Annotated in this window: 14 protein-coding genes and 1 tRNA gene; 2 read left to right on the plus strand and 13 right to left on the minus strand. The window is 69.6% G+C overall.

What is annotated here, in order from left to right:
- Positions 1–31: 31 nt before the first annotated feature.
- The 11 genes from prmC to ACF06X_RS20970 form a co-directional block, all read right to left on the minus strand.
- Positions 32–877 carry a peptide chain release factor N(5)-glutamine methyltransferase gene (gene prmC, locus ACF06X_RS20920; RefSeq protein ID WP_158990488.1) on the minus strand — a complete coding sequence of 282 codons (846 nt, stop codon included), beginning with the start codon at positions 875–877 and terminating at the stop codon, positions 32–34.
- Positions 878–932: 55 nt separating this feature from the next.
- The gene (gene prfA, locus ACF06X_RS20925) at positions 933–2,012 is read right to left on the minus strand and encodes a peptide chain release factor 1 (RefSeq protein WP_392288757.1); all 1,080 of its coding nucleotides are present in this window, start codon (positions 2,010–2,012) and stop codon (positions 933–935) included.
- 112 nt (positions 2,013–2,124) lie between these two features.
- Positions 2,125–2,343 carry a 50S ribosomal protein L31 gene (rpmE, locus tag ACF06X_RS20930; protein ID WP_046909139.1) on the minus strand — a complete coding sequence of 73 codons (219 nt, stop codon included), beginning with the start codon at positions 2,341–2,343 and terminating at the stop codon, positions 2,125–2,127.
- 165 nt (positions 2,344–2,508) lie between these two features.
- On the minus strand, positions 2,509–3,609 hold the full coding sequence (locus ACF06X_RS20935; protein WP_392288758.1) for an LCP family protein: 1,101 nt from the start codon (positions 3,607–3,609) through the stop codon (positions 2,509–2,511).
- 203 nt (positions 3,610–3,812) lie between these two features.
- Positions 3,813–5,912, minus strand: coding sequence for a transcription termination factor Rho (gene rho, locus ACF06X_RS20940; RefSeq protein ID WP_392288759.1), 2,100 nt, complete (start codon positions 5,910–5,912; stop codon positions 3,813–3,815).
- Positions 5,913–6,315: 403 nt separating this feature from the next.
- Positions 6,316–7,233, minus strand: coding sequence for a homoserine kinase (gene thrB, locus ACF06X_RS20945; RefSeq protein WP_392288760.1), 918 nt, complete (start codon positions 7,231–7,233; stop codon positions 6,316–6,318).
- A gap of 360 nt (positions 7,234–7,593) precedes the next feature.
- Positions 7,594–8,664, minus strand: a complete 1,071-nt coding sequence (thrC, locus tag ACF06X_RS20950; protein WP_158990476.1) for a threonine synthase — start codon at positions 8,662–8,664, stop codon at positions 7,594–7,596.
- 6 nt (positions 8,665–8,670) lie between these two features.
- A complete protein-coding gene (locus tag ACF06X_RS20955; protein ID WP_392288761.1) occupies positions 8,671–9,963 on the minus strand; it encodes a homoserine dehydrogenase in 1,293 nt (430 codons plus the stop codon).
- Positions 9,964–10,077: 114 nt separating this feature from the next.
- Positions 10,078–11,469: a diaminopimelate decarboxylase gene (gene lysA / locus ACF06X_RS20960; RefSeq protein WP_392288762.1), complete on the minus strand. Its 1,392-nt coding sequence runs from the start codon at positions 11,467–11,469 to the stop codon at positions 10,078–10,080.
- 13 nt (positions 11,470–11,482) lie between these two features.
- The gene (nrtL, locus tag ACF06X_RS20965) at positions 11,483–12,538 is read right to left on the minus strand and encodes an ArgS-related anticodon-binding protein NrtL (protein WP_392288763.1); all 1,056 of its coding nucleotides are present in this window, start codon (positions 12,536–12,538) and stop codon (positions 11,483–11,485) included.
- Positions 12,539–12,753: 215 nt separating this feature from the next.
- A complete protein-coding gene (locus tag ACF06X_RS20970; RefSeq protein ID WP_392289033.1) occupies positions 12,754–13,227 on the minus strand; it encodes a response regulator in 474 nt (157 codons plus the stop codon).
- Positions 13,228–13,396: 169 nt separating this feature from the next.
- Between ACF06X_RS20970 and ACF06X_RS20975 the strand changes: the two genes are divergently transcribed.
- Positions 13,397–13,468 (plus strand) — tRNA-Arg (locus ACF06X_RS20975).
- 230 nt (positions 13,469–13,698) lie between these two features.
- Positions 13,699–14,982 carry a serine/threonine-protein kinase gene (locus ACF06X_RS20980; protein ID WP_392288764.1) on the plus strand — a complete coding sequence of 428 codons (1,284 nt, stop codon included), beginning with the start codon at positions 13,699–13,701 and terminating at the stop codon, positions 14,980–14,982.
- Positions 14,983–15,052: 70 nt separating this feature from the next.
- Here the strand turns inward: ACF06X_RS20980 and ACF06X_RS20985 are convergent, their stop codons facing one another.
- Entirely contained in the window at positions 15,053–16,513 is a 1,461-nt protein-coding gene (locus ACF06X_RS20985) for a tyrosine-type recombinase/integrase (protein ID WP_392288765.1), read from the minus strand.
- Positions 16,510–16,716 carry a helix-turn-helix transcriptional regulator gene (locus tag ACF06X_RS20990; protein ID WP_392288766.1) on the minus strand — a complete coding sequence of 69 codons (207 nt, stop codon included), beginning with the start codon at positions 16,714–16,716 and terminating at the stop codon, positions 16,510–16,512. Before ACF06X_RS20990 ends, ACF06X_RS20985 begins: the two co-directional genes overlap by 4 nt.
- Positions 16,717–16,729: the final 13 nt, after the last annotated feature.

Below are 16,729 nucleotides of genomic sequence, written 5' to 3' on the forward strand. Positions count from 1 at the left end.
TCGTACACAAGCGTGGTCATGGCAGTGCGCGTCACGGCATCGCCTTACGAGCCGTCGCGAAGCGCGGGCGGTTGTTCAGGTCCGGGTGGTCGGCCGCGTCCGCCCAGCCGGCCTCCTCGTTGAAGATCCACGGGACCTGGCCGCCCTGGGTGTCCGCGTGCTCGATCACGACGAGGCCGCCGGGACGCAGCAGGCGGTGCGCGGTGCGCTCGATCCCCCGGATCGTGTCGAGGCCGTCCTCGCCGGAGAACAGCGCCATCTCCGGGTCGTGGTCGCGGGCCTCGGGCGCCACGTACTCCCACTCGGTGAGCGGGATGTACGGCGGGTTGGAGATGACCAGGTCGACCTGGCCGTCGAGCTCCGGAAGCGCGCTCAGCGCGTCGCCCTGGTGGACCGTGACGCGCGAGCCCTCGGCGTTCTTACGGGTCCACACCAGCGCGTCGTCGGAGAGCTCCACGGCGTGCACGCGCGAGCGCGGCACCTCCTGCGCCATGGCGAGCGCGATGGCGCCCGAACCCGTGCACAGGTCGACGATCAGCGGCTCGACCACGTCCATCGCCCGTACGGCGTCTATCGCCCAGCCGACGACCGACTCGGTCTCCGGCCGGGGCACGAAGACGCCGGGCCCCACCTGGAGCTCCAGATAGCGGAAGAACGCCCGGCCGGTGATGTGCTGAAGCGGTTCGCGGGCCTCGCGCCGGGCCACCGTCTCCCAGTAGCGGGCGTCGAAGTCCACGTCCTTGACGTTGTGCAGCTCCCCCCGCTTGACGCCGTGCACGAACGCGGCGAGCTCCTCCGCGTCGAAACGCGGTGAGGGAACGCCGGCGTCGGCCAGCCGCTGGGTGGCCTGGGCCACCTCGGCAAGCAGCAGGTTCACGCTGGTCCTCCGTGGTACGGGGTGGGGCTTACGACAAGGTCCTCGGGACCTGGTCCTAGGCTGCGGCCGCGAGCTTGGCGGCCGAGTCGGCGTCGACGCAGGCCTGGATCATCGCGTCCAGGTCGCCGTCGAGCACCTGGTCCAAGTTGTACGCCTTGAACCCGACACGGTGGTCCGAGATCCGGTTTTCCGGGTAGTTGTACGTCCGGATCTTCTCGGACCGGTCGACGGTGCGGACCTGGCTGCGACGGGCGTCGGCGGCCTCGGCCTCGGCCTTCTCCTGGGCCGCGGCGAGCAGCCTGGACCGGAGGATACGCATGGCCTGCTCCTTGTTCTGGAGCTGGCTCTTCTCGTTCTGGCAGGAGGCGACGATACCGGTCGGCAGGTGCGTGATGCGGACCGCGGAGTCGGTCGTGTTGACGGACTGGCCGCCGGGACCGGACGAGCGGTAGACGTCGATCCGCAGGTCGTTGGCGTGGATCTCGACGTCGATCTCCTCGGCCTCGGGGGTCACGAGGACACCGGCCGCGGAGGTGTGGATCCGGCCCTGGGACTCGGTCGCGGGCACGCGCTGCACGCGGTGCACCCCGCCCTCGTACTTCAGCCGCGCCCAGACGCCCTGTCCGGGCTCGGTCGCGCCGTTGCCGCCCTTCGTCTTGACCGCGACCTGGACGTCCTTGTAGCCGCCCAGCTCGGACTCGGTGGAGTCGATGATCTCGGTCTTCCAGCCGACGCGCTCGGCGTAGCGCAGGTACATCCGGAGCAGGTCGCCGGCGAACAGGGCGGACTCGTCGCCGCCCGCGCCGGCCTTGATCTCCAGGATGACGTCCTTGTCGTCGCTGGGGTCGCGCGGGACGAGGAGCAGACGGAGCTTGTCCGTGAGCACCTCGCGCTGCTTCTCCAGCTCCTTCACCTCGGCGGCGAAGTCGGGGTCGTCGGCGGCGAACTCCTTGGCCGTCTCGATGTCTTCCGCCGTCTGCTTCCACGCCTTGTACGTGCCGATGATCGGGGTCAGCTCCGCGTAACGCTTGTTGAGCTTGCGCGCGTTCGCCTGGTCGGAGTGGACCGAAGGGTCGGCGAGCTTCTTCTCGAGGTCGGCGTGCTCGCCGACCAGTTCCTCGACCGCTTCGAACATCGGGTGCTCCTGGTGGATTCGTGAAGGGCTGCTGCGTGAAGGACTGCGGGGACGGCAAAGCGCCGGTCCGGTCCCCCCTGCGGGAGCGACCAAGGACCGGCGCAGTGACGTGCTACTTCTTGGCCGCAGCCTTGCCGAAGCGGGCCTCGAAGCGGGCGACGCGGCCGCCGGTGTCGAGGATCTTCTGCTTGCCCGTGTAGAACGGGTGGCACTCGGAGCAGACCTCGGCACGGATGGTGCCCTCGGTGAGGGTGCTACGGGTGGTGAACGACGCGCCACAGGTGCAGCTGACCTGGGTCTCGACGTACTCGGGGTGGATCTCGCGCTTCAAGGTGTCTCCTAGTTTCGGGAGGGCACCGGGTCGCCGTGCGGGATGCACATGCGTGAACCGGGGCCGACGTACCAGTCTGCCAGGACCGGCCGTATCTCCCAAAACCGGGTCCAGGGTGAAACTATTCCGGCGCCGGCCCGGGCGTCGGCGGGGCCACGGCCGGGGCTATCTCACGAGCCCGTCGGCCTGTCCGGTGGCCGCGTCCTTCGTGGCGGAGGCCGGGATCGGCCGGTCGTTCTTCAGGGCCTGCCAGACCTGCCGGGACTGGGCCTCCAGCGGTACGACGCGGTTCGGGTCGGCGGGGTCGTACCGTACCGGCATCGTGATCATGTGGACGTCCTCGGCGCCGAGCGCGGAGAGGCCCTTGGCGAAGCTCATCAGCTCACCCGCGGAGTCGAGCTCCGAGTCGGGCGTGATGGCCTTGGTGGCGGTGTCGGCGAGGTCCAGGAGCTTCTTCGGGTTGCCGAGGACGCCGACGTCCTTGACCTGGTCGACGAAGGCCTTGATGAAGGCCTGCTGAAGCTGGATCCGGCCGAGGTCGCTGCCGTCGCCGACGCTCTTGCGGGTGCGGACCAGGCCGAGGGACTGCTCGCCGTCGAGGGTGTGGGGGCCCGGCGCGAGGTCGAGGTGGCTCTTGGTGTCCTTGATCGGCCGGGTGGTGGTGATCTCCACGCCGCCGAGCTCGTCGATGAGCTTCTTGAAGCCGGTGAAGTCGACCTCGATGTAGTGGTCCATACGGATGCCGGACATCGACTCGACGGTCTTCACCGCGCAGGCCGGGCCGCCGACCTCGTACGCCGTGTTGAACATCGCCCGTCGCTCGCCGGCGACGGCGGTGCCCTTCGCGTCCGTGCACGAGGGGCGTTCGACGAGGGTGTCGCGGGGGATGGAGACGACGCTCGCCTTCTGGTGGCCCTGGAAGACGTGGACGACCATGGCGGTGTCGGAGCGGGCGCCGCCCTCGTCCGCGCCGTAGGCCGCGTTGTCGCCGGAGCGGGAGTCGGAGCCGAGGACGAGGATGTCCATCGAGCCGTTGTCGAGGTTCTTGGGGCGGTCGGTGCCGAGCCGGGCGTTGATGTCGACGCCCTGGAGGTTGCCGTTGAGCTTGACGTAGACGTAACCGAGTCCGGAGCCGCCGACGAGGACGAGCACGGCCGCGCTCCAGGCGGCGGCGGTCGCCGCGCGGCGGCCCTTGGGGGGCGGCTTGCGGCGTCGGCCGCTCGCGCGTAGGGGGCCTATTCGGCCGCCGCTGCTCTGCTCGGTCATCTGCCCACCTCGGGTCCTCGGTTCACCTTCTGTGACGGCGAAACAGCCGAAAGGGTTGCATACGAGCCTGTGAGGTGTGGCCGCGCGACGGTCCGCAACGCACCGCGCCCACCGTGCGGGGCACGGTGGGCGCGGTGTTCGACCAGGTCACGGCGGGAGGGCGGCCCGGGGGCCGGACCCCGCCGTGTGACGGAGGTCTCGGGTCAGTCGTTGTTGTTGCCGACGCCCGGGGTCGTCTTCTGGATCTGCAGCAGGAACTCGCCGTTCGACTTCGTCTGCTTCATCTTGTCGAGCAGCAGCTCGATCGCCTGCTGCTGGTCGAGCGCGTGCAGCACGCGACGCAGCTTCCAGGTGACGGCGAGCTCGTCCGCGCCGAGCAGGATCTCTTCCTTACGGGTACCGGACGCGTCGACGTCCACCGCCGGGAAGATGCGCTTGTCGGCGAGCTTCCGGTCGAGCTTGAGCTCCATGTTGCCGGTGCCCTTGAACTCCTCGAAGATCACCTCGTCCATCCGCGAGCCGGTGTCGACCAGCGCGGTGGCCAGGATGGTCAGCGAGCCGCCGTCCTCGATGTTCCGCGCGGCACCGAAGAAGCGCTTCGGCGGGTAGAGCGCGGTCGAGTCGACACCACCGGACAGGATGCGGCCGGAGGCCGGCGCCGCGAGGTTGTACGCACGGCCCAGGCGGGTGATCGAGTCGAGCAGGACGACCACGTCGTGGCCCAGCTCCACGAGACGCTTGGCGCGCTCGATGGCCAGCTCGGCGACCGTGGTGTGGTCCTCGGCCGGACGGTCGAAGGTCGAGGAGATGACCTCGCCCTTGACCGACCGCTGCATGTCGGTGACCTCTTCCGGACGCTCGTCGACCAGGACGACCATCAGGTGGCACTCGGGGTTGTTGTGGGTGATCGCGTTGGCGATCGCCTGCATGATCATGGTCTTGCCGGTCTTCGGCGGGGCCACGATCAGGCCTCGCTGGCCCTTGCCGATCGGCGACACGAGGTCGATGATCCGCGTGGTCAGCACGCCCGGGTCGGTCTCCAGGCGGAGCCGGTCCTGCGGGTAGAGCGGGGTCAGCTTGTTGAACTCCGGGCGGCCACGGCCGGAGTCGGCCGCCATGCCGTTCGAGGAGTCGAGGCGGACCAGCGCGTTGAACTTCTCGCGGCGCTCGCCCTCCTTCGGCTGACGCACGGCGCCGGTGACGTGGTCACCCTTGCGCAGACCGTTCTTGCGGACCTGGGCGAGGGAGACGTACACGTCGTTCGGGCCGGGCAGGTAGCCGGAGGTCCGGATGAACGCGTAGTTGTCGAGGATGTCCAGGATGCCCGCGACGGGGATCAGGACGTCGTCCTCCGAGACCTGCGGCTCGCCGGCCTGGAACTCGTCACGCCCACGACGGCCACGGCGGTCGCGGTAGCGGCCGCGACGGCCACGGCGGCCGCCCTCGTCGTCGAAGTCGTCCTGCGGGCCGGTGTTCTGCGGCTGGCCGCCCTGACGCTGCTGGCGCTGGCCGCCCTGGCCACCACCCTGCTGCTCGTCGCCCTTGGCGCGGTCACGGCGGTCGCGCTGACGGTCGCCGCGCTCACCACGGTCACCGCGGTCACCACGCTCGCCGCGGTCACCACGGTCACGCTGGCGGTCACCCCGCTCACCGCGGTCACGACGGCCGCGGCCCTCGGCGGTGTCGACGGCGGTCTCGGCCCTGGCCTCGCCCGACGCGTCCGTACGGGCGTCGGTGCGGGTCTCGACCTTGGCCTCGGTCTTCACGGCCTGGGCGGACTCGGTCCTGACCTCGCCCTCCGGGCTGCCGACCGGGGCGGTGGCCCGGCGACGGCGGCGCTCGCCGACCGGCTGGTCGTCGGACGCGGGCTGGCCCGGGATGTCGATCTGCTGCTGGGCGACGGCCTTCTCGGCCTTCTCCACCTTGGGGGCGGCGGCCTCGGCCGCGCCCTCGCCCGTACGGGCCTTGGAGGTGGCGCGGCGCTTCGGCTTGGTCTCGGCCGTGTCGGCGTCGGCCTTGGCGGGAGCGGCGGAGCCCCCTCCCCCAGAGCCTGCGGCCTGGGAGGTGCCCCCAGCCTGCGCCTCCTTGATGACCTCGATCAGCTGGCTCTTGCGCATCCGCGCGGTGCCCCTGATGCCGAGGCCGGACGCGACCTGCTGCAGCTCGGCCAGGACCATGCCCTCGAGGCCGGTGCCGGAGCGGCGGCGCCGTGCGGTGGTGCCAGTGGCAGCACCTGCGGCGGGCGCGGCGTTGTCGACACTGTTGTCGGCAGTCACGCCCATCAGATCGGTGGTGTCGCTCACGAAGGGTCCTTCCCTGGAGCGGACGTCGGCCATCTGGCTCGGCGACCGGTTGTGCTGTCCGACGACGATCCTGCTTGTGGACCGGGTCGGGGCGGTGGTCCCGCCGGGTACGGCGGAAGAGAAAAAACGTGCTGTGGGTCCGGCCCGAGGCCCCCTGCTCGGCCCTCACGGGGAAAGAGCGAGGGGTGTCGTGCCGGTTCCGGAGCGTGCTCGAAACTGCTCAGGCAGGCTGCTCAGGCAGTTGGGGAGGCTCCCGGAAGAATGGGTGGTCCCTGATGGGGACACTCAGCACCGCGCCACAAAGACGTCGGGTGCAGACTTGAGGTTAACACTACCGGCTCCAACAAACATTCCCCCTCTCACTCACCGGCAATCCCGTGTCCGGACGTGTCCGCGCACGTCCCTAGGGCGCGAGCGGCAGAACGCTCGCTCCGGACACATCGAGGTCGAGCCGGTTCGCGGCCCATCCCTCGCCCGCCAGCCGGGCGACCTTGTCGGCCGTCCCGTGTTCGGCCAGCGCGAGCACCGTGGGGCCCGCGCCGGAGATGACCGCGGGGACTCCGTCCGCCCGCAGTCGGTTCACAAGGGCGATGCTCTCGGGCATCGCCGGGGCCCGGTACTCCTGGTGCAACCGGTCCTCGGTCGCCGCGAGCAGCAGCTCGGGGCGGCGGGTCAGCGCCTCCACGAGGAGCGCGGCGCGACCGGCGTTGGCCGCGGCGTCGACGTGCGGGACGGTGCGCGGCAGGAGACCGCGGGCGGTCTCGGTCAGCACGGGCTTTCCGGGCACGAAAACCACCGGAACGATGGAATCGGCGGGGTCCATCCTGATCGCCCGGGCGGCGCCCGACTCGGTCCAGGCGAGCGTGAAGCCGCCGAGCAGACAGGCGGCGACGTTGTCGGGGTGTCCCTCGATCTCGGTGGCCAGCTCCAGGAGGGCGGCCTCGTCGAGGCGGGCGTCACCGCCTATGGTCACGGCGCGGGCGGCGACGATTCCGGCGCAAATGGCGGCGGAGGAGGAGCCGAGGCCGCGGCCGTGCGGGATGCGGTTGGCGCAGACGACCTCGAGGCCGCGCGGCTGTCCGCCGAGCAGGTCGAAGGCGGTGCGCAGGGAACGTACGAGCAGGTGGCTCTCGTCGCGCGGGAGGGTGTCGGCACCCTCGCCGGCGATGTCGATGTGCAGCCCGGAGTCGGCGACCCGGACGACGACGTCGTCGTAGAGACCCAGCGACAGGCCGAAGGCATCGAAGCCCGGGCCGAGATTGGCGCTGGTGGCGGGAACGCGCACCCGTACGGCGGCGGCGCGGAACGCGGGACCGGCCATCGCTCGATGACTCTCCTTGACTTGCGACTGCGGGGGTTCGACTACGTGGTGGTGTTACGGGGTTGTGCGGGGGATGTACGCGGGACCCGGGGGCCGTGTCTGCCTCGGGGGGCGACAACGGCAACGACACCGCGCATATGCGACGGGGCGGGTTCGGTACAGCCTATCGAAGGAAGGTTCTGTGGCGACATAGGGCGCACAGGAGGCGCACGATGCGTGTCGCGAGCCATCCTGTGCGCCTATGTACGTTCCTGACGGATTCGCCCGTCGGGGACACCTTCCGGGGTCGCCCTCCGGGTTCCCTTCCGGGATGACCCGCAGGGCCCTCCGCGACGCGTCGGGGAGGGCCCTGCCGGGGAATTACGCGAGACCGAGGCGCTCGGCGGCGGCCGCGGCGTCGACCGGGACGGTGACCGGCTGGGGCGCTCCGGCGACCGCCCAGTCGGGGTCCTTCAGACCGTTGCCGGTGACGGTGCAGACGATCCGCTGGCCCGGGTCGACCTTGCCCTGCTCGGCGGCCTTCAGGAGGCCGGCGACGGAGGCCGCGGAGGCGGGCTCGACGAAGACACCCTCCTGGGCGGCCAACAGGCGGTAGGCGCGCAGGATCTCACGGTCCGTCACCTCGTCGATGAAGCCGCCCGACTCGTCGCGCGCGGCGATCGCGAAGTCCCAGGAGGCCGGGTTGCCGATGCGGATCGCGGTGGCGATGGTCGACGGGTCCTTGACGACCTCGCCGCGCACCAGCGGGGCGGACCCGGAGGCCTGGAAGCCCCACATGCGCGGCCGGTGCGTGGAGAGCCCGTCCGCGGCGTACTCGCCGTACCCCTTCCAGTACGCCGTGATGTTGCCGGCGTTGCCGACGGGCAGCACGTGGATGTCGGGGGCGTCGCCGAGCATGTCGACGATCTCGAACGCGGCGGTCTTCTGGCCCTCGATACGGACCGGGTTGACCGAATTGACCAGCGCCACGGGGTAGTTCTCGGAGAGGCCGCGGGCCAGCGTCAGGCAGTCGTCGAAGTTGCCGTCGACCTGGAGGATCTTCGCGCCGTGCACGAGGGCCTGGCCCATCTTGCCGAGCGCGATCTTGCCCTGCGGCACGAGGACGGCGCAGACCATCCCGGCGCGTACCGCGTAGGCGGCGGCCGAGGCGGAGGTGTTGCCGGTGGAGGCGCAGATGACGGCCTGCGCGCCCTCCTCCTTGGCCCGGGTGATGGCCATGGTCATGCCGCGGTCCTTGAAGGACCCGGTGGGGTTGGCGCCCTCGACCTTGAGGTGCACCTCGCAGCCCGTGCGCTCGGAGAGGACCTGAGCCGGGACGAGCGGCGTGCCGCCCTCACGGAGGGTGACGACGGGCGTCGTGTCCGTGACCGGAAGGCGGTCCCGGTACTCCTCGATGATGCCGCGCCACTGGTGGGTGCCCTTGCTGGTCATGGGTCCTTACTCCCCTTCAACACGCATGATGCTGGCGACACCGCGCACGGTGTCGAGCTTGCGCAGCGCTTCGACGGTCCCGGAGAGGGCGGCGTCGGGCGCGCGGTGGGTGACGACGACGAGGGAGGCCTCGCCGTCCTTGCCGGTCTGGCGGACGGTGTCGATCGACACCCCGTGCTCGGCGAAGACCGTCGCGACCTGGGCGAGGACACCCGGCTTGTCGGCCACGTCGAGGCTGATGTGGTACCGCGTCACCACGTCGCCCATGGGGCTCACGGGCAGCTGGGTGTACGCGGACTCGCCGGGGCCGGTGGCCTCGTTGAGCTTGTTCCGGCACACGGCGACCAGGTCGCCGAGGACGGCCGAGGCGGTCGGAGAACCGCCGGCGCCGGGGCCGTAGAACATGAGCCGCCCGGCGGCCTCGGCCTCGACGAAGACGGCGTTGTACGCCTCGCGGACGGAGGCGAGCGGGTGGCTGAGCGGGATCATCGCGGGGTGCACGCGCGCGGTGACGGACTCGCCGTCGGCGGAGCGCTCGCAGATGGCGAGCAGCTTGATGGTGCAGCCCATGCGCTTGGCCGAGGCGAAGTCGGCGGCGGTGACCTCGGTCATGCCCTCGCGGTAGACGTCGTCGAGACGCACGCGCGTGTGGAAGGCGATACCGGCGAGGATGGCGGCCTTGGCGGCGGCGTCGAAGCCCTCGACGTCGGCGGTCGGGTCGGCCTCCGCGTACCCGAGGGCGGTGGCCTCGTCGAGCGCCTCGGAGTACCCGGCGCCGTTGGTGTCCATCCGGTCGAGGATGAAGTTGGTGGTGCCGTTGACGATGCCCATGACGCGGTTGATCTTGTCGCCGGCGAGGGACTCGCGCAGCGGCCGGATCAGCGGGATGGCCCCGGCGACGGCGGCCTCGTAGTAGAGGTCCTGGCCGTGCTGGTCGGCGGAGGCGTAGAGGCTCGTACCGTCCTGGGCGAGGAGCGCCTTGTTGGCCGAGACGACGGAGGCGCCGTGCTCGAAGGCGGTGGTGATGAGGGTTCGGGCCGGCTCGACCCCGCCGATGACCTCGACGACGACGTCGATGTCGCCCCGTTTGACCAGGGCGGTGGCGTCGGTGGTGATCAGCTCCGCGGGGATGCCCTCGCGGACCTTGTCCGGGCGGCGGACCGCGACGCCGGCGAGCTCGACCGGGGCGCCGATGCGCGCGGCGAGGTCGTCGGCGTGCGTCGTCATGATGCGCGCCACCTCTGAGCCGACCACACCACAGCCCAGCAGCGCCACCTTCAGCGGACGCGTACGCATCATCCGACCTCGTTTCTCGTACTTCTTCGGTACTTCTTCGTATCTCTACGGTTGTCCAGTCTCACTCACCGGACGACGGTTTCTGTCCTTCGTCCGGATCCTGAGACATCTATTTCATCACCCGACATCGAGACGCAGGAGATCTTCCTCCGTCTCGCGCCGGACGATCACCCGGGCCTCGCCGTCGCGGACGGCGACGACGGGCGGGCGCAGCGCGTGGTTGTAGTTGCTCGCCATCGAGCGGCAGTACGCGCCGGTGGCGGGCACGGCGATGAGATCGCCGAGCGCCAGGTCGGCGGGGAGGAACGCGTCCTTGACGACGATGTCCCCACTCTCGCAGTGCTTGCCGACGACACGGGCGAGCATGGGACCGGCGTCACTCGTCCGCGACACGAGGGCGACGCTGTACTCGGCGTCGTAGAGCGCGGTGCGGATGTTGTCCGACATGCCGCCGTCGACGCTGACGTACGTCCGCAGCCCCTCCAGGGGCTTGACGGTGCCGACCTCGTAGAGGGTGAAGGCGGTGGGGCCGACGATGGCGCGCCCCGGCTCGACGGAGATGCGGGGCGTGCGGAGCCCGGCGGCCTCGCACTCGCGCGTCACGATCTCGTTGAGCGCCTTGGCGATGTGGTGCGGCTCACGGGGGTCGTCGTCCGAGGTGTACGCGATGCCGAGGCCGCCGCCGAGGTCGATCTCGGGGAGCTCGACGCCGTGCTCGTCGCGTACCTCGGCGAGCAGCTGCACGACGCGCCGGGCGGAGACCTCGAAGCCAGCCATGTCGAAGATCTGCGAGCCGATGTGCGAGTGGATCCCGATGAGCTCGAGCCCGTCCAGCTTGAGCGCGCGGCGCACGGCCTCGGCGGCCTGTCCGCCGGCGAGGGCGATGCCGAACTTCTGGTCCTCGTGGGCGGTGGCGATGAACTCGTGGGTGTGGGCCTCGACGCCGACGGTCACCCGGATCTGGACGCGCTGCCGCTTGCCGAGGGACTGGGCGATGTGGGCGACGCGGGCGATCTCCTGGAAGGAGTCGAGGACGATGCGTCCGACGCCGACGCTCACCGCCCGGTGGATCTCGCTCTCGCTCTTGTTGTTCCCGTGGAAGGCGATGCGCTCGGCGGGCATGCCGGCGGAGAGGGCGGTGGTGAGCTCGCCGCCGGAGCAGACGTCCAGGTTGAGCCCCTCCTCCGTGAGCCAGCGGACGACGGCGCGGGAGAGAAACGCCTTGCCCGCGTAGAACACGTCCGCGTCGCTGCCGAAGGCGTCGGACCAGGCGCGGCAGCGGGCGCGGAAGTCGGCTTCGTCGAGGAAGTAGGCGGGGGTGCCGAACTCGGCGGCGAGCTGGGTCACCGGGATGCCGCCGACCTCCACGACCCCGTCGTCGCCACGGCTGACGGTCCTCGCCCACACCTTCGGGTCGAGGTGGTTGAGGTCGGTGGGCGGGGCGGAGTAGTGCCCCTCGGGCAGGACGTCGGCGTGGCGGGGCCCGGCGGGGTGGGCGGAACGGCTCATGTCTACAGCTCTTTCACATCTGATCGGGTGCGCTGATGCCGAGCAGGGCGAGGCCACCGGCGAGCACCGTCCCGGCGGCTTCGGCGAGCGCGAGCCGGGAACGGTGGGCGGCCGAGGGTTTCTCGTCGCCGAGGGGCAGCACGGTGTGCTGGAAGTCGAGCAGTGCGTCGGCGGTGGCCTCGAGGTGCCGGGCGACCCGGTCGGGGGCGCGGAGGCGGGCGGCGGAGGCGAGGACGAGGGGGTGGTCGCCGAGGAGTCCGGCAAGCGTCTGCCCGTCCTCGACGTGTCGCTCGGCCGCGCTGTGGAATCCCAGCTGCTCGGCGTTACGGAGGAGGGCCCGGGTACGGGAGTGGGCGTACCGGACACGGAAGAGGGGGTTGCCCTCGTGCTGGTGGAGGAGCTCGTCGCCGAGCCGGGCCTGGTCGTGCGCGGCGGCGGAGAGCAGTCCCCAGCGGGCGGCGTCGACCCCGAGCCGCCCCAGCAGCTCCCGCGCGGTGTACGGGACGGGCAGCGGGGCGATGTCGGTGGGCAGGTGGCCGCGGCTGCCCTGGGCCTCGATCCGTACCCCGAGCAGGGCCCAGTCGGGGTCGGCGGCGTCCTCGCAGCCGGTGCGAACGAGCACGCCCTGCGAGACGAGGATCCGCCGCACCGCGTCGGCGGTGACGGCGGCCCGGACGTCGGCGCGGTAGCAGGGCTGGTCCCGCTCCCCCGTCGGCGGCCGCCGGCCGTACTTCGGTCCGATCGCGAGGATGTGGCGTACGAGGTCCAGCTGGGCATCGTCACGGAGGGTGAAGTTGAGGAAGCCGGGCCCGGAGATGTCGACGGCCCCGATCCCGGGACTGCGACGGAGCCGCTCCCGCAACACCTCGGCGACATCGATCGGCGCGCGTCCGGCGGCCCGGGCGAGGGAGAGCGCGACGCTACTGGCGTAGTCCCCGTGCCCACCCGGCCGCGGCCGCTCGACCTTGACCGCCCGCGGCACGTCGGCGGCGGGAATCGCGAGCACACCGTCGTCGACCGCGCTGCGCACGGCGCGCAGCACGGTGAGGGAGAGGTCCGCGGGGGTCACGGGACAAGCGTATGGGAGAGGGGGGGTGGGTACGCGAACGGGTTTCGCGATGCGGGATTTCGGGGGGGGCGGGGGTGGGGCTGGGGGCCGGGTGGGGCGGGTCGGCGGGACCCGCCGGCTTTGGGGCTCCACTCATGGGGCGGCTAGCGGCTGGTGCGACCTGCTGGTGGGAGCCGCTCGTGCGATCCGCTAGTGGCATCCACTAGTGGGGTCCGCTAGTGGGATCCGCTAGGGCTCCCCGCCCACCCGGCCCCGTGTCTGCTGCCGCCGTCGACGGAAGACGGCCCCTCCTGTCCGTCGCGCCGCTCGCCGCGCTCCCGCCGGTCCCGATGCATGAGCTGCCGCACGACGCGAACGAGGTCGGCGGGTTCGAAGGGCTTGGCCAGAAACGCGTCGACCCCGGTGGCGACGCCGCCGTCCACCTCGTACGGGGTACAGGCGCTGACGATCGCCACCGGCACATGACTGGTCCGCGGATCGGACCGCAACCGCTCCGCGGTCTTCAACCCGTCGAGCCGGGGCATGACGACGTCGAGGGTGACGACATCAGGACAAACCTGATGCACGACATCCAGACACTCGGCACCATCGGCCGCGGTCACGACCTCGAAGCCCTCGAGCTCGAGATTGACCCTGATCAACTGCCGGATCACTCGGTTGTCATCGACAACGAGCACGCGGCCGGACACGCCTGACACACGAACGAGAGTAGGTCGCCGGAAGTGGCTGCGTCCGGGTTTTGCCCACTTCCGACCCGTGAGGGGGAACGGGACCCTGGTGACGCGACGGAAATACCTGTTCACAGCCATCCCCCGGATGCTGGTAGGGTTCTACCCGTCGCCGCCGAACGCGGCGGACGCCCCCGTAGCTCAGGGGATAGAGCAACGGCCTCCGGAGCCGTGTGCGCAGGTTCGAATCCTGCCGGGGGCACAGAAGCCGGACCAGCGTGATCAACCCGCTGACCTGCGGAAGTGCCAGACATCAAGAGCCGGACCCAGTCCCACTGGGTCCGGCTCTTTGTCGTTGTCTATCACTGGTCCCGTGTGAGTGGCGTGTGGGCCGCTGCCCTCCCAGGCGCCCTCCCCTACCGCCCACGAAGCCCTGCCATGGACCCGTCACCGCCCTAGACTCGCCTGAACGCATCTGGGGCGGGAGGGTTCATGCCGAGATTCAAGAAGACGGAACGGCTGGGTGGGGGTGGCTACGGCGTAGTTTGGCGCGCGATCTACCTCGACACAGGCGCCGAAGTGATCATGAAGTTTCCGCTTGACTCTCTGGACATGACCCCTGGCTCCGACGACCGCAAGCGCTTCGAGCGCGAGGCAAGATACCAGTCGTCGTTGAAGCACCCCGGAATCATGCCGATCATTGCAATGAATCTGAAGCGGGATAACCCCTTCTTTGTCATGCCCGTCGCCGAAGGCTCACTGGACGATCTCCTCAAGTTGGGGCCGATACCTGCCGACGAAACGGTCGCCATCCTTGCGGATGTACTTTACGCCGTAGAGCACGCCCATCAGCAAGGAGTGCTTCACCGGGACCTTAAGCCCGCCAACCTGCTCTACTTGGAAGGCCGTTGGGTAATTTCTGATTTCGGACTATGCAGACGCATCACCTCCGAAAGCGCGACCATCACTCGCGCCAATACCGCGTTGGGGTCACTCGCCTACATGGCGCCCGAGCAGTTCGATGACGCGCACGCCGTCACGGCCGCTGCCGACATTTATGCGATCGGGCAAATCCTCTATCACTGCCTCACCGGTGAAGTCCCCTTCCCTCGCGCTCGAATCAGCAAGCTCGACCTCAAGTTCCGCTACCTGGTAAGTCGCTGCGTCGCCGAGGAGCCTAGTGAACGCTTCCGTTCAGTGCAGGAGCTGCGCAGGGAGTTGGAGCTACTGTCGGCGCCTGACGACGAGGTCGCACCACCTACCATTCGCGCCAACGAGCTAAAGGCGGAAGCACTGGATGGCCATCCCCAGTCCGCCGGGGCTCTCCTACGCCTAATGCTGGACGCTTCCGACGACGAAGTATTCATCAAGGAGTTCACACCCTCACTACCACGTGAACTCTTGCGGGAGATGATACAAAGCGATCCGTTCGCCTTCGAGCAGATGGTTCGAACGTTCGACGATTACTCGGCAGGCAGCCATCCATTCCACTATACGGATGAAATCGCAAACTTCTTCGCCCGGATACTTGAGGTCTCGCCGCCCGGCACGGCTCTGCGTCATGTGAGCCTTAACCGACTCCTAGTTGTGGGCGGGAGTCATAACCGCTTCTACGTGGGCGAGGTTTTCGCACGCACAGTGGCCAATCTTACTGATCCTGCGGATATTGCGGTCGCCGCTTCCTTGCTGCGCAGCGACCCACCCAACGCCGACTTCATGGAACCGTACCTCCGTCGGTATTCTTTGCCAGTTCCAATTACGCAAGCGTTGCAGTGAATTGAGGCGGCTCAGGTAAGCCCTGGAGCCGCCCCACCTCAACGTTTCGGGCGACAGATCGGGGCTGCCCTTAGCGGCTCCAACCCATCGCCTCCTCGATCTTCCGGTTATTCAACTCCTCATGGCCATCGATGCAGCCCTCGTACCGGCGGTGGATGACCTCGGGCGAGTTGCCCGCGCGGCGGGCCACTTCGGCGACGGGGACCCCCGCGTTCAGCCAGTTCGTGATGCAGGTGTGCCGCAGGTCGTACGGCCGGCGGGCGAGCGGGGAATCCACCTTCTCCGGCGGAAGGGCGATCGGTCGAGCCTCCTGCCAGACCCTCCAGTAACTGGACGTCCCGAGCACGGCTCCCCGCTCGTTGGCGAAGAGTCGGCCGTCCGGTGCCGTACCGAACTCCGCTATGTGCGTGCGGAGCATGATGACCAGTGGCGGAGGAATTGGAACCGGCCGGTCCGCCTTTGGCTCCCGGGACTTGAGCCCGCGCTTGTCGTGGCGCTGTCCCGAGTCTGTCCACCTCTTGCCGGACACCGGCCTGGTCTCTTTGAGGGTGAGCGTTCCCCATCCCTTCTCGGGGAGGTAGCAGTCCTTCTTCCGCAGCCCCACCGCCTCGGCCGGCCGCATCGCCGCATACAGCTGGCAGGCGAAGAAGGCGACGAGTCGGCGCCCGCGGTTCCGGTGGACGGACCCCACGTACGAGACGGCCGTGAGGAGCTGCTCGCCCTGGACGGCGTTGACCAGGACTCGGGGGTCCACGACATCACCCTTGGTGGAGCCCTTGCGCTTCACTCCTAAGAGGGGGTTCTCCTCCAGGTAGCCGCATTCGATGGCGTACTCCATGGCCGTGTTGAAGCCGCGGCGACGGCGCTTGTACGTCTCCCCCGCTGCCGGGGTGTCGTCCAGCTTGAACGAGAGCCGGTACTGGACATCCCGCACCACCTTGGGGTCAGCGAGGGACGACAGGGGCAGCGAGCGGTTCTGGAGCCACGTGCAGGCAGCTGCCAGCTCCTCCGGAGGCTCCTCGCCCTTGTGCGTGGGTACGACCGCCCACCGCATCGCCAGCCGCGTCTCCTCCGGGGTCGGGGCCTTCTTCCCCTCCCCCACCATGGCAAGCGCCACGGTAGCCAGGCTGTCGGCCAGACCCTCGCGGGTCTTGGCGGCTGCGGTGCGCCACCGGCTCGCCATGTATTCGCGGCTGAAGTCCCACCACGAGGGATCGGGCCTGGTGTTCTCCCTCGCGGCGGCCGCACGGAGTTCGGACTCCGGCAGGCCGGACTCCCCATCGAATGCTTCGCCCCTCTTCATGGCCTGCCACAGTTCCGAGCGGCGGCTCTCCGCCAGAGCCACCGTGGAGAAGGAGGCGTGGCACACCTTGCCAGCCACCACCCAACGGAGCTGGTAGGGAGCCTTCTTGCTGGAGATCTTGCTGACCTTCCAGACGCGTACGTCAGTGGAGAGGTTCGGTTCTTCGGACGCGAGCGGGCGCCCGCCGCTGCGGGCGCCCTGGGTCTCGCTGGTCTTGCGGTAGGTCACGCGACGTCCTCCAGGGACTCGATCCAGCGCTCCAGCTCCGAGCGGCGGATGCGGACCGAGCCGTTGGGCAGCTTGATGGCCTTGGGGCCTTTCCTGAGCTGCCGCCATCGGTAGAAGGTCGCCAGAGGGACACGGATCTCCGCCACAACCTGAGCGATGGTGAGCATCTCGTCGCTGGGCGGCCGGCGGGTGGTCGAGCTCATCGGCTCGCCTCCT

It is taken from the genome of Streptomyces sp. NPDC015346, from assembly GCF_043078785.1.
Classification (GTDB): Bacteria; Actinomycetota; Actinomycetes; order Streptomycetales; family Streptomycetaceae; genus Streptomyces.